Genomic DNA, 21,356 nt, shown 5'->3' with positions numbered 1-21,356 from the left:
GATTATTTCGGCTGAAACGCGCCTGGATTGTAGGCCCGGTAAGCGAAGCGCCACCGGGCATTGTGCCGGAGTGATTATTTCGGCTGGAATACGCCGTTCGCCACATCCGCTGGCGTCACCACGCCGCTGTCGAGCACCCAGCCGCTGATAAGCGCCGCGGGGGTCACATCAAACGCCGGGTTGTAGACCTGCGCACTCTCCGGCGCCCATTGCACCGCGCCAAAACTGCCCGCCACGCCAGTCACTTCCGCAGCCGCGCGCTGCTCAATCGGAATCGCATCGCCATTCGGACACAACGGATCGAGCGTGGTCTGCGGCGCGGCAACATAGAACGGAACGTTGTGGAACTTCGCCAGTACCGCCAGCGAATAAGTGCCGATTTTGTTCGCCACATCGCCGTTGGCAGCAATACGATCAGCGCCGACCCACACCGCATCCACCTGCCCTTTCGCCATCAGGCTGGCGGCCATCGAATCGGTAATTAACCGGTAAGGCACGCCCAGTTCACCCAGCTCCCAGGCCGTCAAACGACCGCCCTGCAGCAGCGGACGCGTTTCATCCACCCAGACATTCGCCACGTTGCCCTGTTGATGCGCCAGCGCAATAACGCCAAGCGCCGTGCCGACACCCGCTGTCGCCAGCCCGCCAGTATTGCAGTGCGTCAGCAGGCGGCTGCCAGCAGTGACCAGCGCGCTGCCCGCCTGCGCGATGCTGTCGCACAGTTGTTTGTCTTCATCAATAAGCCGCAGCGCTTCCGCCGTCATCGCCGGAACGAACGCCTGCTGCGCCAGCGCCTGCTTCATGCGATCAAGGTTGTTCATCAGATTGACCGCCGTCGGGCGCGCCGCGCGCAGCGTTTCCAGCGCCTGTGCTAACTGGTCGCGGTTTGCGCCCTGTTCAGCCAGCAGTGCCAGCAACAGGCTGGCGGAGAGGCCAATCAGCGGCGCGCCGCGCACGCGCAAAGCGTGAATATGGCCGACAAGTTCCGCTACCGTATTCGCCGACAGCCAGCGTTTCTCCTGCGGAAGCGCCTGTTGATCGAGAATAAATAAGTGATTGTCGGCGACTCGCAGGCTGGTGGTCTGTAATGCGTGCATATCGTTAAATCCCTGTTGCGTTATTGTGTCGTATTGTGTCAGGATGATATTCAGATGTATAGACGTCTAAATGGCTTAATCAGCAAAAAGAGGATCGAGGCAATGTCGCAATACCGTACCTTCTCCGCCCGTGATGCCGTGGCGTATGCACAACAATTTGGCGGTCTGGACAACCCGTCCGAACTGGTGGACGCGCAGGAGGTGGGCGACGGTAACCTCAATCTGGTGTTTAAAATTTTCGACGCGCAGGGCGTCAGCCGCATCATCGTGAAACAGGCGCTGCCTTACGTGCGCTGCGTTGGCGAATCCTGGCCATTAACGCTGGACAGAGCCAGGCTGGAAGCGCAAACGCTGGTGGAACACTACCAGCACAGCCCGCAGCACACGGTGAAAATCCACCACTTCGACCCGGAACTGGCGGTGATGGTGATGGAAGATCTCTCCGACCATAAGATCTGGCGCGGCGAACTGATCGCCAATGTCTATTACCCGCAGGCAGCCGCGCAACTCGGCAACTACCTGGCGCAAACCCTGTTCCACACCAGCGATTTCTACCTGCATCCGCATCAGAAAAAAGCGCAGGTGGCGCAGTTTATTAACCCGGAAATGTGCGAAATCACCGAAGATTTGTTCTTCAACGATCCGTATCAGATCCACGAGCGCAACAACTATCCGGCGGAGCTGGAAGCGGATGTTGCCGCCCTGCGCGATGACGCGCAGTTCAAACTGGCCGTCGCGGCGCTGAAGCACCGTTTCTTCTCTCACGCCGAAGCCCTGCTGCACGGCGATATTCACAGCGGCTCGATTTTTGTGGCCGAGGGCAGCCTGAAAGCTATCGATGCTGAGTTTGGTTATTTCGGGCCGATCGGTTTTGACGTCGGTACCGCCATTGGCAACCTGCTGCTCAACTATTGCGGTCTGCCGGGGCATCTGGGCATTCGCGATGCCGCCGCCGCGCGCGAACAGCGCCTCGCCGATATTCAGACGCTGTGGACCACCTTTGCTGAGCGCTTCCAGGCGCTGGCAACGGAAAAAACCCGCGACGTGGCGCTGGCGCAGCCCGGTTATGCTTCAGCTTTCCTGAAAAAAGTGTGGGCCGATGCAATTGGTTTTTGCGGCACCGAACTGATTCGCCGCAGCGTCGGGCTGTCGCACGTGGCGGATATCGACACCATTAAAGATGAAGAGATGCGCCATGAATGCCTGCGTCACGCCATTTCGCTCGGCAAAGCGCTGATCGTGATTGCCGAACGCATCGACAGCGCGGAAGAGCTAATTGCGCGGGTGCGCCAGTATTCGTAACACCATCCGGCAAACATTGTGCTCCAATATTAAATGCCGGGTGGCGGCTACGCCTTACCCGGCCTACTCAGTCCCCGCGCTACAGCAACACATTCGCTATTTCCAGGCACTGCCCTTACAGCAATGGGGTTGTGTCCCCGCTCGAAATCGGCGAACCGAAGCACAGATGACAAGGTCTGGACGCCATGGATGGCGGCCAGAGGCGAGTCGAGACACGACGTCGAGTCGAGCCGACCGCAGGCAGATGTGCGGGAGGTGAGCGCAGTGCGCAGCACCGATTTCCCCGCGGGGCCGCGGGGGATTGAAAAGGGGGAGCGCGGCGGCGCCCCCTTTTCCCGTTCACGTGCCACAGAGATTATCTGCCTGCCAGACATCTGGTGAACGGAATCCTTCCTCATACGCCGAATTAGCGGTTTTGCCGGGTGGCGGCTACGCCTTACCCGGCCTACTCATCACCCCAGATACTCAATCACCGATAGCCCACCGTTGTAATCGGTGCTGTAGATAATCCCCTGCGCATCAACAAACACATCGCACGACTGGATCACGCGCGGGCGTCCTGGCCGGGTATCCATCATCTTCGCGGGCGCAGCGGGCACCAGCGCACCCGTTTCCACCGGGCGATACGGGTTGGAAATATCGTAAGCGCGGACACCGGCGTTCTGGTAGGTGGCGAAAATCAGCGTCGAACTGATAAAACTACCGGGACGGTTTTCGTGCAGGTTGTGCGGGCCGAAGTGCGCCCCTTTCGCCACATAATCCGTCTCGTCCGGCTGCGGGAAGGTTGAGATGCTGACCGGGTTCGACGGCTCGCGAATATCAAACAGCCAGATCAGCTTCTCGCCATCTTCCTGATTGTCGAGCACCGCTTCATCCAGCACCACCAGCAGATCGCGATCCGGTAGCGGCAGCGCGGTATGCGTACCGCCGCCAAACGGCGGGCTCCAGTTCCGATGGCTGATCAGCTTCGGCTGAGTGCGATCTTTCACATCCAGCAGCGTTAAGCCGCCGTCGCGCCAGCTTCCGTAGGCGGTGTCACCTCTGATAATCGCGTGGTGCAGCGCATAGCGTTTGCCTTCCGGCCACGTGGGGGTTTCTCCGGCCTGCTGGTTCATACCCGGCAGCCACCAGCGCCCGGCGACCTGCGGCTTGCGCGGATCGGCCAGATCGATGGTCAGAAAAATGTAGTCGGTAAAACCGTCGATCAGCGCCGATACATAAGCCCAGCGCCCGCCGACGTACCAGATGCGGTGGATGCCAATGCCATTGAGCGACAGGAAGCTGATTTCGCGCGGTTTATCCGGCGTGGAGATATCAAAAATGCGCAGCCCGGCGCTCCAGCCTTTATCCTGCACGTCGCTGACCGTGTCGCCTACCGAGCGGGTGTAGTAAACCTTTTCATCGGCAAAGCGCGCATCGGCGAACAGATCGCGGGCGTTAATCACCAGCAGCAGATCGTCATGCGCCTGTAAGTGCACATTCCAGGTGCCCGGCGGCGCGGGTACGTAGCCTGCGGGTTTCGGGTTTTTCGGGTCGCGGACATCAACAATCGAAAACCCCTGCGACACCATATGGCCGATATACGCAAAGCCGCGATGCACCATCAACTGGACGCCATCCGGGCGTCCCCCCTGATCGCTGTGCCCAATCAACCGCATGTTGCGGCTGTATTCGGGACGCGGAAGTTCAGTTGCCATGATTAATCCTTTCCGATGCCGGATGTCAAAATGCCGGATGGCGGCTGCGCCTTATCCGGCCTACGAGCCCGACGCAATGTGCACGTTCGTAGGCCGGATAAGCGTTAGCGCCATCCGGCAATCGCCAGCAAACATATCCGGCGAAGTTATTTGTTTTTCGCTTCCAGCGTCGCGAACCACGGCGCAATAAAATCTTCCGTCTGGCCCCAGCCCGGAATGATTTTGCCAAGCGACGCGACGTTCACCGCCCCCGGCTGGCTTGCCAGCAGTGCCTGCGGGATTGCCGCCGCTTTAAAGTCGTAGGTTGCAGGCGTCTGCTCACCGGCAATCTTATTGGCAATCAGACGGACGTTCGTCGCGCCAATCAGCTTCGGATCCACCGCCACGCTCACTTTCCACGGGCTGTTGGCTTCACGCATCAATTGCAGATCCTGGTTGGAAATGTCGATGCTGTAGAGTTTGATCTCCGTGCGGCCATTCTCTTTCAGCGCCTTATACGCGCCCTGGCTGAAAGCATCCCAGGTACCCCAGATAGCATCAATCTTACCTTTCGGGTATTTCGCCAGCACCGCGCCGACCTTGTTAGCCGTATCGCCCTGCACATCGGAAGAGACCGCGCCGATAGACTCCAGCTCTTTAATCCCCGGATTGGCTTTCAGCAGCTCAGCGTAAGTCGCCTGACGACGCTCCATCGGCGGGAAACCGGCGACCCACAGTTTGATAATGTTGGCTTTACCGTTGAAATCGTTTACCAGCGCACCGAAGGAGAGTTTGGTCAGCGAGGCATCATCCTGCTGGGTGACGGTCACGCCCGGAATCTCCCCGTTAACAGCGGTATCGAACACCGATACTTTGATCCCGGCGGCCACCGCTTTTTTAATCAGATCGGTGGAATAGGGATCGCGGCCCTGCGACAGGATAATGCCGTCATACTTCTGGCTGATCGCCTGGTTTACAAAGTCCTGGAATTTGGCATCGTCGCCATTACTCAAAAAGGTACTGATTTTAAAGCCGAGTTTTTTACCTTCCTGTAAGGCGCCGGAGACGAACTGCGTGGTGTTATCGTCCGAGCCAAGGTTACGGATCAGCGCAATGCGCACCGGGCCGTTGTGATTGGCGATGGCATCCGGTACCGGCGCTGGCGTGGCCGCATGGCCCGGAAGCGCGCTCAGTAACCCCAGCGCTAACAGTGAGAGTGCAATTTTTTTCATGTCTGTTTTCCCCTGAAAATTAACGACGCTGGAAGTAAGTCAACGCAAGAGCACCGGCCAGCACCAGCCCCTTAATAATGTCCATCGCATAGTAGGGCACCGACAGCATCACCAGCCCGTTTTGCAGCACGCCAAGGATCACCGCGCCCACCAGCGTGCCGAGCGCATTTGGTTTTCCGGAACCGGCGAGCGAAAAGCCGATCCACGCCGCTGCCACGGCATCCATCAAATAACTTCCGCCCGCGTTCACCTGCGAAGAGCCAATGCGCGAGGCGAGCAGAATGCCGCCAAGGCCCGCCAGCAGCGAAGCAATAACGTACGCCGTAACTTTATAGCGCGTGGTGCGAATACCCGAGAGGCGCGCTGCTTCCGGGTTGCCGCCAATGGCGTACATCCGGCGGCCGTGCGTGGTCAGCGACAGGCCAAGCTGCGCCACTACCGTCACCACCAGCATAATGATCACGATCGTCGGCACCTGGCCAAGCAGACTAAAAGCGGCCGGAATCGTCCCTTCCGCCATATCGCCGCTCGGCAGCACCATATTTTCCGTGATCGAGCCGCCGTAGCTGTACGTCATCGCTACGCCCTGAATAACAAACAGGCTGCCGAGCGTCGCCAGCATGTCGGGAATCCGCAGCACCACAATCAAAAAAGCATTGAACAGGCCGACCAGCGTACAGAGCGCCAGGGTAATAACGATGGCCTCCGTCGTGCCGAAGCCGTGCCAGACAAACAGCGAAATCACCAGCGCATTCGCCAGCGAAGCCGTTGAACCTACGGAGAGATCAAAGCCGCCGATAGTCAGCGAAATCGAGACGCCCACGCCAATCACCGTCACAATGGCGATTGAGCGTAAGATATTGATAATGTTGAATGGGTCGAGGAAGTTGTCCGACGCGAGGCCAAAAACCGCGATCAACAAGACCACGGTGAGCAACATGCCCCATTTATACAGAAAATCAAAAAATTGCTGGCGGGGCGTTACCGCCGCATTGACTGACAGGGCCTTACTCACAGCGCCGCTCCTCCGGTGGAATAATAAAGTAATGTCTCTTCACGGGCCTCCTTACCCGCCACTTCAGCTACGATGCGCCGGTCCCACAGCACACAAATCCGATCGCACAGCCCAACCAGCTCGGCGAATTCACCCGACGCATAGATCACGCCTTTCCCTTCCCGCGCCAGCCCGTCAATCAACTGGAACAGGTCGGTCTTCGCTTTCACGTCCACGCCTTTGGTCGGCTCGTCGAAAATCACCACGTTAGCGTTGCCGCGCAACCATTTCCCAATAGCCACTTTTTGCTGATTACCGCCAGAAAGGCGGCGCAGCGTCTGCGCCGGGCCGGTAGTGCGAATGCCGACGCGGGCAATCACCTCTTCCGCCCAGCGCCAGGCCAGGCGATGACCAAACAGTCCCCAGCGTGAAAAGCTGTTATCCGCGCTGATAGCGAGGTTCATGCTGATCGGCTCGTCAACAAAGATACCCTCTTTGCGCCGCTCTTCCGGCACCAGCGCCAGACCGCGTATCACGGAATCGGCCGGATCGCGCGGCCGCCACGGCTGATTATTCAGCTCGCCACGCTTGATGCGGCTTTTACTTGCGCCAAACAGCGCCTTGCACAATTCGGTTTTCCCCGCGCCCGCCAGCCCGGCGATGCCCAGAATTTCGCCTTTGCGCAGACGCAGTGAGATATCTTTCAGCAGCCCTTCGTCGTGCAGACCGTCAATACTCAGCAGCACCTCATCGCTGTGCGGCGGGCGCGCAGGCGGATAGATATCGCTTAATTCGTGGCCAAGCATCTTCTCGACAATCTCTTCGCCGCTCAGCTCCGCCATCGGCCCGGATTCAATCAGCTTGCCGTCGCGCAGCACCGTTAAGGTGTCGCAAATCGCTTTCAGCTCGTGAATGCGGTGCGAGATAAACACTACGCCAATACCCTGCTGTTGCAGGCGTTTCACCACGGTGAACAAGCGCTCACTTTCATGCTGATCGAGCGGTGCGGTGGGTTCATCAAGAATCAAAAAACGGCAGTGGTGCGACAGCGCCCGCGCCAGCAGAATTTGCTGCTTCTCCGCCAGCGTGCAGCTATCAATGGAGCGTTTTACATCAAGCTGAACATCAAGCTGCGCCAGCGCAACACGCGCCTGCTGGCGGATCTCGTTCCAGCGGAAGCGGTGCCCGGTTTCCGCCAGCGTATCGAGCATGATGTTTTCGGCAATGCTTAAGCCGGGGATCAGTGCAACATCCACTTCCTGCTGCACCAGATGAATACCGAGTTGTTTGGCGTCGCGCGGGGTGCGAATGGACACCACCTGATTGTTGATGCTGATTTCACCTTCGTAGTGATCGTGCGTGCCGCACAGCACCGCCATCAGCGTCGATTTCCCCGCGCCGTTTGCCCCGGTTAAGGCATGCACCGAGCCGCCGTGCAGGCTGAAGTCCACGTGCGACAGCGCCCTGAAGCCGCCAAAGGCCAGGCTAATGGTGCGCATTTCGAGGTGGTTACGGCTCATGGTGCATGAATCCCTGCAATTAATAGATTGATTTAACGAATTTTTCACAGCCTCGCTTGACTGGCAACGACGGAAAATGCATAAGATAAAGCAAAATATTATTAGCCATCCGGATGTCCAGACATAACATCGGGTTAGCAAACACGCACAAGGACACTACACATGAGCAACACTGATATTCGCGTCGTACCCGGCCCTGCCAATTATTATTCCCATGCCGGAAGCCTTGCGCGTTTGCACGACTTCTACAGCGCAGAGCAGCTCTCACGCGCGGTGTGGATCTACGGCGAACGCGCTTTTGCCGGGGCCAAAGCCTTTCTGCCGCAAGGGTTTAACGCGCCGGACGCAAAGCACATTCTGTTTCGGGGCCATTGCAGCGAACGCGACGTGGCCGAACTGGTGCAGCAATCCGGCGATGACCGGGCGGTGGTGATTGGCGTTGGCGGCGGAGCACTGTTGGATACCGCCAAAGCGGTAGCGCGCCGTCTCGGCTTACCGATCGTGGCGATCCCGACCATTGCTGCGACCTGCGCAGCCTGGACGCCGCTGTCGGTGTGGTACAACGATGCCGGCCAGGCGCTGCATTTTGAGATTTTCGATGATGCCAACTTCCTTGTACTGGTCGAGCCGCAAATCATCCTCAATGCACCGGCGGAGTACCTGCTGGCGGGCATCGGCGATACGCTGGCGAAGTGGTATGAAGCCGTGGTGCTGGCACCGCAGCCAGAAAACCTGCCGCTGACTGTGCGGCTGGGGATTAATGGCGCACTGGCTATCCGCGATGTGCTACTGGAAAGCAGCGAACAGGCGTTGACCGATCAGCAGCGCGGCGAAGTGACGCAGGCGTTTCGTGATGTGGTGGACGCCATTATTGCTGGCGGCGGTATGGTTGGCGGGCTGGGCGAGCGCTATACCCGCGTGGCGGCCGCGCATGCCGTGCATAACGGCCTGACGGTACTGCCGCAAACGGATAAATTCCTGCACGGCACCAAAGTCGCTTACGGCATTCTGGTGCAGAGCGCCCTGCTCGGCCAGGACGATGTGCTGGCGCAACTGATCGATGCGTATCAGCGCTTCAACCTGCCCACCACGCTGGCGGCGCTGGAGGTGGATATCAACAATCACGCCGAGCTGGAGAAAGTGATTGCTCACACGCTGCGTCCGGTGGAATCCATCCACTACCTGCCGGTAAACCTCTCCGCCGACACGCTGCGAGCGGCGTTTGAAAAAGTCGAAGCGCTGTCGCGCTAATCATAACGCCGGATGGTGCTTATTCTGTTTATCCTGGCGGAGAATCCTGCTACGTAAATCGGCAAGCATCTTTCATCGTGCTTCCCCCGACAGACAGTCAAAAAACAGGTTGAATCTCTTCCACCTAATCGCTACGATTTTTAAAAAATCACACTGATTGAGGTGCCCAAATGCCTGGGACGAAAGTACTGACAGCGCATGTACCCATTGAACTCGCCGATAAAGTCGATTCACTTGCCGAAAGCAGCGAACGCTCGCGGGGCTGGATTATCAAGCGTGCGCTCGCGGAATATATTGAGCGTGCAGAATTACGCCAGGCCATGATTCAGCAAGGCCTGGATGCCGTTGAACGCGGTGAAACCGTCAGTCATGCAGAAGCGGCGACCTGGCTTAAAAGTCTGGGGACGGCAAATCCACTGCCACTGCCAGGCGTTAAAAAGCGGGGATGATGAATGCAGTTAGAATGGACTCGACTCGCGCTTCAGGATGTAGAGAGACTGTCAAAATTCCTGTTTATCCAAAACCCTGAAGCGGCCCGCAAAGTTGTCATCATGTTGGCTGACGCCCCTGAAATGCTCTTGCTACACCCGCAGATAGGCCCGCCGGATGAAAGCTGGTATCCGCGCGAAGTCCGTTCTTTGTTTGTTGGCAGTTATGAAATGATTTACGAACTGACGGACAGCCATATCATCATCCTGCGAATCTGGCATACAAAAGAAGACCGCTAGCGCTCATTGCCGGATGGCGCTGGCGCTTATCCGGCCTACGGGTTTATTCATGCCACTCATGCAGGCCACAGCCCCATCGCCATTCGCGCGATGCCGAGCAGCGTTTCGCGGCTTGCGCCGTCCCGCGCCTGAATCGACATCCCCTGCTGAATGCTGACATACAAACGCGTTAGCGCGTCGATATCGGTTGATGGCGGTAATTCGCCGCGCTGCTGCGCTTCACTCAGGCGTGCTTTCAGCAGTTCATAGCCGCTGTTACGCAGTTGCTGAACCCGCGCGCCGAGCCGTTCGTTACCTTCGCTGGCCACCGCCGAAAGCGCCACCATACAGCCGTGCGGTAAATCACTGCGGGTTAAGGTTTCCGCTGAACGCTCCAGCCACTGCGCAACCGCCTTTTTCGGCGACGGCTCGCTCTCCATGCCGCCCCAGATATGCGGCGCAACGCACGCTTCATAGTGCTGCAACACCTCGTCGTAGAGATCCTCTTTGCTGCCGAACGCGGCGTACAGACTGGGGGATTTAATCCCCATCGTCGCATAGAGATCGTTCATCGACGTCGCGGTATAACCCTTCTGCCAGAAGAGTTTCATCGCTTTGTTCAGCGCATCCGTGCGATCAAATTCCCGGGGTCTTCCACGGCTCACTTCGGCATCCTCACATTTTGTGCTGATCGGTATATTAATAGTATTGACGAATACATGGAAGCGTGATTATTTTAATTATGTATCAATCGACACATAATTCAGGAGCCACTCATGTCACACTCACTTGCAGGAAAACGCGCACTGGTCACCGGTGCGAGCCGCGGTCTGGGGAAAGCCATTGCCTTAACGCTGGCGCGCGCCGGGGCGGATGTCGCCATCACCTGGGAGAAATCAGCGGAGAAAGCCGAAGCGGTTGTCGCAGAAATCCGCGCCCTTGGGCGTAACGGCGTTGCTATTCAGGCCGACAGCGCCAGGCCGGAGGCGGCACGCGCGGCGGTTGCGCAGACGGTAGAACAACTGGGCGGGCTGGATATTCTGGTCAATAACGCCGGAATTGCGCGCGGCGGTTTGCTGGAAACGATGTCGCAGGAAGATATCGATGCGTTGATCAACGTGAATATTCGCGGTGTGGTCTATACGACACAGGCAGCCATCGCCCATCTGCCAAAAGGCGGGCGCATTATCAATATCGGCAGCAATCTTTCCGACCGCGTACAACTGCGCGAGATTGCGGTTTACTCAATGACCAAATCGGCGCTGAACTCGTTAACGCGCGGGCTGGCGCGGGATTTGGGGCCGCGCGGTATTACCGTCAATATGGTGAAACCCGGCTCGACGGAAAGTGATATGAACCCGGTGGACGGTGAAACCTCCGATGAGCAACGTCGCTTTATCGCGCTGGGCCACTACGGTGAAGCGCAGGATATCGCCGAAGCGGTCGCCTTCCTGGCCAGCCCGGCGGCGAAGCAGATCACCGGAACCGATATCGTGGTGGATGGAGGCACGAACGCATAACGCCAGCAGAGGCGGCGCGTCAGCAGCAGCGCGCGCCGCCTTTACCGCCGTAGCGCGCATCCTGGCGTTCGCGGAAAAACGCCTCGTAGGTCATCGGCGTCTGATCCGGGTGCGTAACGCGCATATGTTCAACGTAGTTGTCATAGTCCGGCACGCCAATCATCATCTTTGCCGCCTGGCCCAGATATTTTCCGGCTTTTGAGAGCGTATCAAACATCTTTTCCCCCTGAGAAAACCCTCTCCCGCAAGGGAGAGGGGGAAATCATTAATGGGCGCTTTTGGCCTGGCCGACAATCTGCTCAAGATTCTCCGGCATCGGCTCGTACGGCGTCTCTTTCGCTGTCGGTTCATTCACCTTCAGCGCCGCCAGCGCGGTTTTCAGCGAGTAAAACGCCAGCACCACCACCACCACCATAAAGAAGATGGTCAGCCCGGCATCGAGGCGGTTGTTAAACACCAGTTGCGCCAGTTGTGACTGGGTATACTGCGCCGGAATGTTGCCGCTGTCGATCATCGCCTGGAACTTGTTGGCGATGGCGAGGAAGCCGACTTTGCCATCCGGGCTGAAGGCTTTTTGCCAGCCAGCGGTCAGCGTACACACCAGCAGCCAGGCGGTCGGCACTAATGCCACCCACGCATAACGCTGGCGTTTCATTTTAAACAGCACCACCGCGCAGAGCATCAGCGCCATGCCTGCCAGCATCTGGTTGGCGATACCAAACAGCGGCCACAAGGTGTTGATGCCGCCAAGCGGATCAACCACGCCCTGATGCAGGAAGTACCCCCACGCCAGAACGCACAGCGCCGTCGCCAGCAGGTTAGCAGGCAGCGATTCGGTCCGTTTCAGGTTTGGCGAGATAACACCCAACAGATCCTGCAACATAAAGCGCGCCGCGCGCGTACCGGCATCGACCGCCGTCAGAATAAACAGCGCTTCAAACAGAATGGCGAAGTGATACCAGAACGCAACGTCCATCATGCCGCCGAGCGCGCCGTGCAGGATGTACGCCATCCCCACCGCCAACGTCGGCGCACCGCCCGCTCTTGAGATGATCGACTGTTCGCCCACTTCGCTGGCAATCTGCGTCAGCGCATCCGGCGTAATGGTAAAGCCCCAGCTACTGACCACCTGCGCCGCTGAAGCGACAACATCCGCCGTGCCTGCGGGCGCCAGCACCGCCATCGGGCTGTTCATCGCGAAGTAAACGCCCGGATCGATAATGCACGCCGAGACCAGCGCCATGATCGCCACAAACGACTCCATCAACATACCGCCGTAACCGATAAAGCAGGCCTGGCCTTCGCTGGCGAGCATCTTCGGCGTGGTACCGGAAGAGATCAGCGCATGGAAGCCGGAGACCGCGCCGCAGGCAATGGTAATAAACAGGAACGGGAACAGGTTGCCGGTCCACACCGGGCCAGTACCGTCAACAAATTTGGTCAGCGCCGGCATGGTCAGCGTCGGGCGCATAATCAAAATGCCAATCGCCAGGCCAATAATGGTGCCGATTTTCAGGAAAGTGGAGAGATAATCACGCGGCGCCAGCAGCAGCCACACCGGCAGTACCGAGGCGACAAAACCATAGCCCACCAGCATCCACGTCAGTTGCACGCCGGTGAAATCGAAGAACGGCGCCCAGGTCGGGCTGGCGGCAACCCAGCCGCCGGAGATAATGGCAAACACCAGCAGCACGAGGCCGATCACCGAGACTTCGCCGATGCGCCCGGGGCGCAGATAGCGAATATAAATGCCCATAAAAATGGCGAGCGGAATCGTGAATGCCACGGTCCAGGTGCCCCACGGGCTGTGGGTCAGCGCTTTGACGACAATCATCGCCAGTACCGCGAGGATGATCACCATGATCATAAAGGTCGCCACCAGCGCAATCACGCCAACAGTCGATCCCATCTCTTCTTTCACCATCTCACCGAGCGAACGGCCGTCGCGGCGGGTCGAGATAAACAGCACCATAAAGTCCTGCACCGCCCCGGCCAGCACCACGCCTGCGAGGATCCAGATCATGCCAGGCAGATAACCCATCTGCGCCGCCAGCACCGGTCCCACCAGCGGGCCTGCCCCGGCAATTGCCGCAAAATGGTGACCGAACAGCACTTTTTTATCCGTCGGCACATAGTCGAGGCCATCGTTGTGCCGTACCGCCGGAGTCATGCGCGTCGGATCAACCTGCAGCACATTTTTGGCGATATAGAGGCCATAAAACCGGTAAGCAATAAGATAAATGCAGACGGCAGCAACCACGATCCACAGCGCGTTGATCGGTTCGCCGCGATTGAGCGCGATATAGCCGAGGGCAAAAGCTCCGACGAGGGAGAGGATTGCCCAGATAAGGTATTTCCCTGGGTTGTTCATAGCGGTTGTCCGTGTGAGAAACAGAGAGATGTTACATTTTGTATCTATATCAACCCACGGCTTTTAACAACTTTGAAACATGGAAAATTTGCCCTGCAACCAGGTATTTACATGATTGTGTTAACGGGATCGCAAGAATGCCCTCTCCGCGCAGGGAGAGGGAGAAATTAGCCGAGCACGGCGGTGCTCAGGCGGCAGGTACAGCAGCGGCGTCCCTGTTCGTCGAACACCACGATTTCCCAGCTCTGGTTTTGCCGCCCAAGATGCAACGGCTGGCAGGCGCCGCGCACTTTCCCCTCGGCAACCGGGCGGTGATGCGTGGCGTTTAACTCGGTGCCGACCACGCACTGGCCGTCACGCGTCATCATATAGCCCGCCATTGAACCGAGCGTTTCCGCCAGCGCCGCCGACGCGCCGCCGTGCAACAGGCCAAATGGCTGATGGGTGCGGGCATCGACCGGCATTTCGGCCTCGATAAAATCGTCGCCGATGCGGGTATAGAGAATGGCCAGATGCGCCACCAGCGTGTTTTCACTGCTGGCATTCAGTTCTTCAAGCGTTAAGTGACGTTTCCAGATCATCTACGCCCCCAGCGTTGAGCCGCCATCCACCACGATATCCTGTAGCGTGATATGGCTGGCCAGATCGGACGCCAGAAACAGCACGGTGTTCGCCACTTCCTGCGGCCGGGCGATTTTGCCCAGCGGAATGCCGAGCTTGAACTGCTCGCCAAAGCCGCGAATGCGCTGCTGTTCAGCATCATCGCTCACCCACAGCGTGCGTTGCATATCGGTGTCCGTCGAACCCGGCGAAACGACATTACAGCGCACGCGGCTTGCCGCCAGCTCAAGGCCGACGGTCAGCGTCAGGCTTTTCAGCGCCGCTTTCGACGCGCCATACGCGCTCATGCCGATGCGTGGCGTATGCGCCGCATCGGACGCCACCGTGACGATCGCCCCGCCCTGCTGACGGCGAAACTGCGCCATCGTCTGCTGGAACAGGTTGAACGCGCCGCCGACATTCACGGCAAACGTATGCTGCCAGGCTTCTGCGCTCAGCGCATCGGTCGATCCCATATGCAAAACCCCGGCAGCATTAACCAGCACATCCAGCCGTTCGTGCTGCGCCAGCAGGCGTTTGCAGACGGCTTGCGCCTGCGCGGCATCGGCAATATCCACCGTTTCACAGGAGAAGGGATAATCGCGGCCGGGAAAGGCCAGATCGAAGCCGGTAACCTGCGCGCCCGCCGCAACAAAGGCCAGCGCGGTGGCATAACCGATGCCCTTGCCTGCGCCGGTCACCCACACGGTTTTGCCGGTAAAATCCAGGCTGGCCATTATTTCACCTCGCGCGAGAGCAGCGCCCACCACGCATCGATGGTCGGATTTTTCGCCAGCATGACAAAATCGATATCGCCGTGGACTTTGCGCCAGCGGGCAGCCAGCCCCATCATGCGCACGGAATCCAGGCCGTAGTCGATCAGGTTCTCGTCATCCAGCGGCTCGTCGGATTCATCCAGCAGCGGCAATACCACCGCGCGCAGCGCCGCTTTGCTGCCCGGCACCGGCACCGGCAGCAGTTCCTGGGTGAGCACCACGCGGCCGGAACGACCGGCGACATATTTCAGCGACATCAAATGTTCTTCGCGGCTGAAATCCGCCAGCGCATCGGCCACCATAAACGGCTTGATATCGCGCATAAACGCATCCGTGGCGGTGGTCATGCAACCAATGTGCGAATAGACCCCGGTGATCAGCAACTGGTTGCGCCCGGTCTCTTTCAGCATCTGCTCCAGCGGCGAGCGATGAAACGCACTGTAGCGCCACTTCACCAGCACCGTATCGGCTTCATCGGGGGCCAGTTCGGCGACGATTTTCTGCTGCTCCGGCGAACGGGTCAGCCCCGGCCCCCACATATCATTCAGTAACGCGCGGTCCTCATCGCTCTGCGCTTTCGGCTGTGCGGTGTAGTAAACCGGGATGTGGTGCTGTTTGCAGAACGCGCGCAGCGCAGCGATGTTCGCCACTACCTGCTGCATCATCGGGCAGTTATCGCCCCAGAAACTGACAAAATAGTCCTGCATATCATGAATCAGCAGCGCCGCACGCTCCGGCTCAAACGGCCAGCTGACTTTGTTCTGCGGGATATCAGCCGCAGCAGGCAGTGCGTAGCCCTGTAATTTTGGAATCGCCATCTTCTCTCCTTTACGCGGTGGCGCGCTCGGCCAGCCACTGACGTAACTTTTTCTTATCAACTTTGCCGACCGGCGTCAGCGGCAGTGCCGCCAGGCACTCCACGCGATCCGGCAGCTTAAATTCCGCGACGCCCTGCTCACGCAGGAAACGACGCACCGCAACGGCACGCAGCGGCTCTTTCACCACCAGGTACGCGCAGCTTTTTTCCCCCAGCAGGCTGTCTTCCATGCTCACCAGCGCGGCGTGGATCACCGACTCGTGGCGCAGCAGCAGGTTTTCGATCTCCTCGGCAGCGATCTTCTCGCCGCCGCGGTTGATCTGATCTTTTTCCCGCCCCTGCACGGTGATGTAGCCCTGCTCATCAAGCGAAATCAGATCGCCGGAGCAGTAAAAGCCGTTCGCATCGAAGGCGCTGGCGTTGTGCTCCGGGCTGTTGAAATAGCCGCGAAAGGTGTACGGCCCGCGCGTCATCAGCCGCCCGACATGGCCTGGCGGCAGCCGATTGCCGTGTTCATCCGCCACCCACACTTCATCATCCGGGCACATCGGGCGGCCCTGCGTATTAATGATGCGATCAAAGGGATCGTCCAGCCGGGTGTAGTTCACCAGCCCTTCGGCCATGCCAAACACCTGCTGCAACTGGCAGCCGATTTCCGCCGGAATACGCGCCGCCAGCGTTGCTGACAGCCGCGCGCCGCCGACCTGTAACAGTTCGAGCGATGCCAGTTGCGCATTGCTGCCCCACTCGGTGATCGCCTGCAACCACAGGCTCACCGCAGGCGGCACCAGCGCAGTGACGGTAATCTGGTGTTTTTCGATCAGCGGGAAGCAGAGCGTGGCGCTCGGATCGGCGGCCAGCACCACGCAACCTTGCGCGAGGAAGACGCCCAGCGCGCCGGGAGAACTCATCGGGTAGTTGTGCGCGGCGGGCAGTGCGCACAGGTAGCGGGTTTGCGCGGTGAAGCCGCAAATCTCGTTGCTGCGCGCAATGCTGTAGTAATAATCGTTGTGGGTGCGAGGGATAAGCTTCGGCGTGCCGGTACTGCCGCCGGAAAGCTGGAAAAACGCCACTTCATCGGCCGGTGTCGGCGTGGCGACGAAGTTATCCGCCGGGCGGGCAATCGCCGCCTCCAGCGCGCGCTCGCCCTGTTCGCCGCGCAGCAGCACCACGCGAACAGAATCCAGCGTGCGAATAAACGCGTCGTCGGCAAACAGCGCATGATCGCGATCGGCAATCAACAGCGCCGGTTTGATCTGTGCGGCATAGGCGGTCAGCTCGCTGCGCTGATGGCTGAACAGCGCATTCACCGGCGCCACGCCGAGTTTCAGCAGGGCAAACAGCGTGATGTAGAACTCCGCCACATTGCCCAGTTGCACCAGCGCGGTCTGGCCGCGCGCGATCCCCTGCGCCTGTAAGCTGTACGCCAGGTTATCGGAAGCCTGATGCAACTGGCGGTAGCTCAACGGGCGCTCGCCGTCGATCACCGCCGTGGCATCGCTGTGCGCATGGCGGGTCAAAATGTCAGTAAGCGGCAGATCCTGCCAGTACCCTTTTTCGCGGTAACGGCGGGCGAATTCTTCCGGCCAGCGGGTAAAAGGAATGCTCATCGTCGTTCCTCAGTGCAGACCAAATGCGTTCAGCATAGTGGTCAGTTTCACCCCGGTTTCGCGCCACTCCGCCAGCGGCGAGGAAGCGGGCACAATACCGGCACCGGCAAACAGCCGGACGTGGTTTTCATGAATGCGGGCGCAGCGGATGGTCACCACCCACTCGCCATTTCCTTCGTCATCGCACCAGCCGACAATGCCGCCGAACAGTTCACGGTTGAACGGCTCCAGCTCGGCAATCAGCTTTTTCGCCACCTGATGCGGGAAACCGCTCAGCGCAGGCGTCGGGTGCAGCAGGCAGGCGAGCGTCAGGGCGTTTTCCCCCGCCAGCGCCGTGCCTTCAATGGGCGTCGCCAGATGCCACAACGTCGGCGTGGTCACCAGTTGCGGCGAATCCGGCAAGGTCAGAGAGCGGCTGCGCGGTTGCAGCACTTTTTTCATCGCCTGCGTCACCAGCTCGTGCTCGTGACGGTCTTTTTCCGACGCCAGCAACTTGTTGCCCGCTTCGCGATCCAGCATGTCATCCGGCTGGCGACGGGCGGAACCGGCCAGCGGCAGCGAACTAAAATGGTCGCCCTCTTTGCGTAGCAGCAGTTCCGGGCTGGCACCCAGCAGCGCGCCACCATCCGGCAACGGAACGTGGAAATTGAAACTGGCCGGGTTCTGGGCAATCAGCCGCTCCAGCAACACGCCGCCGTCGATGTGGCTGTCGGTGGCAATCTCGATCAGGCGGGAGAGCACCACTTTGTCCACTTCCGGCGTGGCGGTCTTCTGCGCCGCGCGTGCCACCATCTGCATGAAGGTTTCCTGCTCCGGGATTTCGCGTTGCGCGACAACATTCGGCATGCTGCTGGCGTTGAAATAGCGGGCAGAACGCTGGCGCGCCGGGCGGGAGAAAGTTTGCCATGACGCCGGAATAAACAGCGCCGAAGGTTGGGTGGTATCGAACGGGATTGCGCCGACCATCACCGGCCGGACCACGCCCTGCGCTTTCGCATCGGCAAAGGCCTGCGCCAGTTTGCTCTGGAAGGCGCTCTCTGGAGAATCACCGCTGACGGCAGGTTCAGAGAAACGGGCAACGCACCCGGAGGTTATAAAACTGCGGTACGGCGACATAAACAAAAACTGATCCGCGGCCAGTGTTTTTGCAGACTGCTGGATATCCTCAGCCAGGGACATATCCATATCATCCTCCAACAACTATAAGTAAGATTAATAATAATTATCATTTGCGTTTTGTTTCTGTAAGATAAAAAGTTATTACCCGCGCTGTCAACAGCAGATTCCTCTTCTGCGTCGCTAATGCTTGCATCCCCCTCATGCAATGATGAAAATGAGAAGCATTAACCTCAACAAAAACAGGACGCAATCCGTGAGATTTTCTTTTTTGTTCCGTAAGCCCTTAGTGATGCTGGGCATTTTTGTTTTAGGACTAACCTCAGCAACCGCCGCCGACTGGCCTCGCCAGGTCACCGACAGCCGCGGTACGCATCAGCTCGACAGCAAGCCGCTGCGCATTGTGTCAACCAGCGTCACCCTTACCGGATCGCTGCTGGCGATTGACGCACCGGTGATTGCCAGTGGTGCAACCACGCCGAATAACCGTTTTGCCGACGCGCAAGGCTTTCTGCGCCAGTGGGGCGACGTGGCGAAACAACGCAACGTCGCGCGTCTTTACATTGGTGAAGCGAATGCCGAAGCCGTTGCCGCGCAGATGCCGGATCTGATCCTCATCAGCGCCACCGGCGGCGATTCCGCCCTTGCCCTGTACGACCAGCTTTCCACCATCGCGCCGACGCTGGTCATCAATTACGACGATAAAAGCTGGCAGGCGCTGCTCACTCAACTGGGTGAAATCACCGGCCAGGAAAAACAGGCCGCGGCGCGCATCAGCGAATTCAACCAGCAACTGGCCGACGCCAAAGCGCGGATGAAACTGCCGCCGCAGCCGGTTACAGCGCTGGTTTATACTCCCGCCGCGCACAGCGCCAACCTGTGGACCCGCGACTCCGCGCAGGGCAAGTTGTTGCAGCAACTGGGCTTCGCCCTTGCGCAGCTACCGGCCAATCTGCAAACCAGCCAGAGCCAGGGTAAACGCCACGACATCGTGCAACTGGGCGGCGAAAACCTTGCCGCCGGGCTGAACGGTGAAGCGCTGTTCCTGTTCGCCAGCGATCAACAAGATGCCGACGCGCTGAGTGCGAACCCGCTGCTGGCGCATCTGCGTGCGGTACAGAACAAACGCGTTTACGCCCTCGGCGCAGAAACCTTCCGCCTGGATTACTACAGCGCTACCCGCGTGTTGCAGCGTTTGTCGGCGCTGTTTGGTTAATCTGTTTGCCGGATGGCGGCTGCGCCTTATCCGGCCTACACAAAGCGGTACAGCAGACGTAGGCCCGGTAAGCGTCAGCGCCACCGGGCATTTCCCACAGCGACACCCTTTTCCCTGTAAGCAAAGCTGCTGAAGCGCTGGGGGTGTGCCTCCGCCGAAATCGGCGGTTTTGCCGGATGGCGGCTGCGCCTTATCCGGCCTACATAAAGCGGTACGGCAGACGTAGGCCGGATAAGCGACAGCGCCCTCCGGCAAACAGCTTTCTACGCGGCAGGCTGCGTCTGACGAAAACGGCGCAGCTCGCCGAGCGCCACCACCAGCACTAAACCGATCGCCGCCAGTACCAGCCCGCTGATGCTCGCCGATGAGGCGGGCGTCATCATCGATCCCATCGCCCCCAGCAGCGCCGCGCCAATCGCATCGCCGGTCACGTTCTGCGCGGTCCACAAACCGTTGATGCGCCCGAGCATCGCTTCCGGCGTCTGGGTTTGCAGCAGGGTGTACTGCAACAGCGAACTCACGGCGGTCAGCCAGCCGCATAACGCCAGCAACAGCACGCCGAGCGCCCACACCGGCATCAGGCTGAACAGCCCTATCGCGACAAAAGCGCCGACGCTGGTCATCAGCATAATCACGCCAGGTCGTTCGCTGTGCGCCAGTTTGCCGCTGGTCAACGCCCCAATCGCCGCACCAAGCGGCAGCGCGGCATACAGCAGGCCGATTTCCGCCGCCGACATGTTCCAGCTCATCGCCAGCGCCGGGTAAAGCACGCGCACGGCGCTGGCCATGGTTAACAGCCCGCCGAGCAGCGCAATGCCGCCAATCAACGGGTTACGAAATAAAAATTGCAGCGCCGTCAGCAGCGATTTCAGCGGGTGCTCGCGCGGCTGCGGCGGTGGTGGCAATGCAGGCAGGCTGAGTAACGGCAACAGGGTAATAAACGTCCCCGCCGCCGCCAGACCGTAGTTCCACACTACGCCGCCCGAAGCCAGCAGCAGACCGCCGCACATTGGCGAAATCACCGACCCCAGACGCACCGTCAGCATGGTGATCGCCCCCGCCTGCATCAGGTTTTCCCGCCCGACCAGCGCAGGCGTTGCCGCCAGCAGCGCCGTCACGCCGAGCGCGCCGAAAAAGCCGTCCCACAAACCCAGCAGATAGATCGCCGCCAGCGAAGGCTCCGCCAGTTGTGCGTTCAGAAACAGGCCGATAAACCCAACGCCGCAGGTGGAGCGCGCCAGTAAAATCAGTTTCTTACGCTCATAGCGATCCGCCAGCACGCCACCAAACATCAGGCCAATAAACATGGCCGAACCGGTCAGCGTGACCGATAACCCCACCTGCCAACTGGAGTGGGTCATTGCCTGAATCTGCACCGGCACCGCTACGCCAAGCAGGCCCAGCGATAAAATCGAGATAAAACGCGCCAGAAACACCGCGCGAAAAGCCGGATGCGTGCGCAGCAGGCTAAGGTTCAACAGCCAGGATTGTTGTTTCATCACAGCGCCTTAAATACGTACTTTTTATGTCCATATGTCGGCTTCGCATGTT

Annotated in this window: 20 protein-coding genes; 6 read left to right on the top strand and 14 right to left on the bottom strand. The window is 59.2% G+C overall.

Translation table 11 applies throughout. From position 1 onward, the window contains the following. Window positions 1-74: 74 nt before the first annotated feature. On the bottom strand, window positions 75-1,097 hold the full coding sequence (mtnA, locus tag C0557_RS06390) for an S-methyl-5-thioribose-1-phosphate isomerase (RefSeq protein WP_208657894.1): 1,023 nt from the start codon (window positions 1,095-1,097) through the stop codon (window positions 75-77). A 102-nt stretch (window positions 1,098-1,199) separates the two neighbouring features. Between mtnA and mtnK the strand changes: the two genes are divergently transcribed. Next, entirely contained in the window at window positions 1,200-2,399 is a 1,200-nt protein-coding gene (gene mtnK / locus C0557_RS06385) for an S-methyl-5-thioribose kinase (RefSeq protein WP_208657893.1), read from the top strand. Window positions 2,400-2,851: 452 nt separating this feature from the next. Here the strand turns inward: mtnK and C0557_RS06380 are convergent, their stop codons facing one another. From C0557_RS06380 to C0557_RS06365, 4 genes are all read right to left on the bottom strand, one after another. Further along, entirely contained in the window at window positions 2,852-4,096 is a 1,245-nt protein-coding gene (locus tag C0557_RS06380) for an LVIVD repeat-containing protein (RefSeq protein WP_208657892.1), read from the bottom strand. 146 nt (window positions 4,097-4,242) lie between these two features. Next, entirely contained in the window at window positions 4,243-5,307 is a 1,065-nt protein-coding gene (locus tag C0557_RS06375) for a sugar ABC transporter substrate-binding protein (protein ID WP_007373783.1), read from the bottom strand. A 19-nt stretch (window positions 5,308-5,326) separates the two neighbouring features. Next, the gene (locus C0557_RS06370) at window positions 5,327-6,322 is read right to left on the bottom strand and encodes an ABC transporter permease (protein WP_074776838.1); all 996 of its coding nucleotides are present in this window, start codon (window positions 6,320-6,322) and stop codon (window positions 5,327-5,329) included. Beyond that, complete coding sequence (locus C0557_RS06365; protein WP_208657891.1) at window positions 6,319-7,821, bottom strand: sugar ABC transporter ATP-binding protein; 1,503 nt, start codon at window positions 7,819-7,821, stop codon at window positions 6,319-6,321. Before C0557_RS06365 ends, C0557_RS06370 begins: the two co-directional genes overlap by 4 nt. A 162-nt stretch (window positions 7,822-7,983) precedes the next feature. Between C0557_RS06365 and C0557_RS06360 the strand changes: the two genes are divergently transcribed. From C0557_RS06360 to C0557_RS06350, 3 genes are all read left to right on the top strand, one after another. Beyond that, complete coding sequence (locus tag C0557_RS06360) at window positions 7,984-9,072, top strand: oxidoreductase (protein WP_208657890.1); 1,089 nt, start codon at window positions 7,984-7,986, stop codon at window positions 9,070-9,072. Window positions 9,073-9,242: 170 nt separating this feature from the next. Beyond that, window positions 9,243-9,521, top strand: a complete 279-nt coding sequence (locus C0557_RS06355; protein WP_208657889.1) for a CopG family ribbon-helix-helix protein — start codon at window positions 9,243-9,245, stop codon at window positions 9,519-9,521. 3 nt (window positions 9,522-9,524) lie between these two features. Further along, window positions 9,525-9,800 (top strand): type II toxin-antitoxin system RelE/ParE family toxin, encoded by a 276-nt coding sequence (locus C0557_RS06350; RefSeq protein ID WP_007373777.1) that lies wholly within the window; start codon window positions 9,525-9,527, stop codon window positions 9,798-9,800. Window positions 9,801-9,856: 56 nt separating this feature from the next. Here C0557_RS06350 and C0557_RS06345 read toward each other — a convergent pair whose 3' ends face one another. Next, window positions 9,857-10,444, bottom strand: coding sequence for a TetR/AcrR family transcriptional regulator (locus C0557_RS06345; RefSeq protein ID WP_208657888.1), 588 nt, complete (start codon window positions 10,442-10,444; stop codon window positions 9,857-9,859). Window positions 10,445-10,555: 111 nt separating this feature from the next. Between C0557_RS06345 and C0557_RS06340 the strand changes: the two genes are divergently transcribed. Further along, a complete protein-coding gene (locus C0557_RS06340) occupies window positions 10,556-11,299 on the top strand; it encodes an SDR family NAD(P)-dependent oxidoreductase (protein ID WP_208657887.1) in 744 nt (247 codons plus the stop codon). Window positions 11,300-11,318: 19 nt separating this feature from the next. Here the strand turns inward: C0557_RS06340 and C0557_RS06335 are convergent, their stop codons facing one another. The 7 genes from C0557_RS06335 to entC all read right to left on the bottom strand — a co-directional run bounded on the left by C0557_RS06335 (window position 11,319) and on the right by entC (window position 18,658). Beyond that, a complete protein-coding gene (locus tag C0557_RS06335) occupies window positions 11,319-11,516 on the bottom strand; it encodes a YbdD/YjiX family protein (RefSeq protein ID WP_090118712.1) in 198 nt (65 codons plus the stop codon). 48 nt (window positions 11,517-11,564) lie between these two features. Then, on the bottom strand, window positions 11,565-13,670 hold the full coding sequence (gene cstA / locus C0557_RS06330) for a pyruvate/proton symporter CstA (RefSeq protein ID WP_208657886.1): 2,106 nt from the start codon (window positions 13,668-13,670) through the stop codon (window positions 11,565-11,567). Window positions 13,671-13,837: 167 nt separating this feature from the next. Then, a complete protein-coding gene (entH, locus tag C0557_RS06325) occupies window positions 13,838-14,251 on the bottom strand; it encodes a proofreading thioesterase EntH (RefSeq protein WP_208657885.1) in 414 nt (137 codons plus the stop codon). Further along, on the bottom strand, window positions 14,252-15,007 hold the full coding sequence (entA, locus tag C0557_RS06320) for a 2,3-dihydro-2,3-dihydroxybenzoate dehydrogenase (RefSeq protein WP_208657884.1): 756 nt from the start codon (window positions 15,005-15,007) through the stop codon (window positions 14,252-14,254). Next, window positions 15,007-15,864 carry an isochorismatase gene (locus tag C0557_RS06315; RefSeq protein WP_208657883.1) on the bottom strand — a complete coding sequence of 286 codons (858 nt, stop codon included), beginning with the start codon at window positions 15,862-15,864 and terminating at the stop codon, window positions 15,007-15,009. Before C0557_RS06315 ends, entA begins: the two co-directional genes overlap by 1 nt. 10 nt (window positions 15,865-15,874) lie before the next feature. Then, window positions 15,875-17,473, bottom strand: coding sequence for a (2,3-dihydroxybenzoyl)adenylate synthase (entE, locus tag C0557_RS06310; protein ID WP_208657882.1), 1,599 nt, complete (start codon window positions 17,471-17,473; stop codon window positions 15,875-15,877). Between the two features lie 9 nt (window positions 17,474-17,482). Beyond that, window positions 17,483-18,658, bottom strand: a complete 1,176-nt coding sequence (entC, locus tag C0557_RS06305) for an isochorismate synthase EntC (RefSeq protein ID WP_208657881.1) — start codon at window positions 18,656-18,658, stop codon at window positions 17,483-17,485. A 223-nt stretch (window positions 18,659-18,881) separates the two neighbouring features. Here entC and fepB point away from each other — a divergent pair, with 223 nt between their 5' ends. After that, window positions 18,882-19,805, top strand: a complete 924-nt coding sequence (fepB, locus tag C0557_RS06300) for a Fe2+-enterobactin ABC transporter substrate-binding protein (RefSeq protein ID WP_208662817.1) — start codon at window positions 18,882-18,884, stop codon at window positions 19,803-19,805. Between the two features lie 263 nt (window positions 19,806-20,068). Here the strand turns inward: fepB and entS are convergent, their stop codons facing one another. Further along, window positions 20,069-21,304, bottom strand: a complete 1,236-nt coding sequence (entS, locus tag C0557_RS06295; protein WP_208657880.1) for an enterobactin transporter EntS — start codon at window positions 21,302-21,304, stop codon at window positions 20,069-20,071. Window positions 21,305-21,356: the final 52 nt, after the last annotated feature.

Source organism: Kosakonia sp. MUSA4 (genome assembly GCF_013085925.1).
GTDB classification, from domain to species: domain Bacteria; phylum Pseudomonadota; class Gammaproteobacteria; order Enterobacterales; family Enterobacteriaceae; genus Kosakonia; species Kosakonia sacchari_B.
The sequence above is the reverse complement of the archived record's forward strand: the minus strand, read 5'-3'. Positions and strand labels throughout refer to the sequence as shown.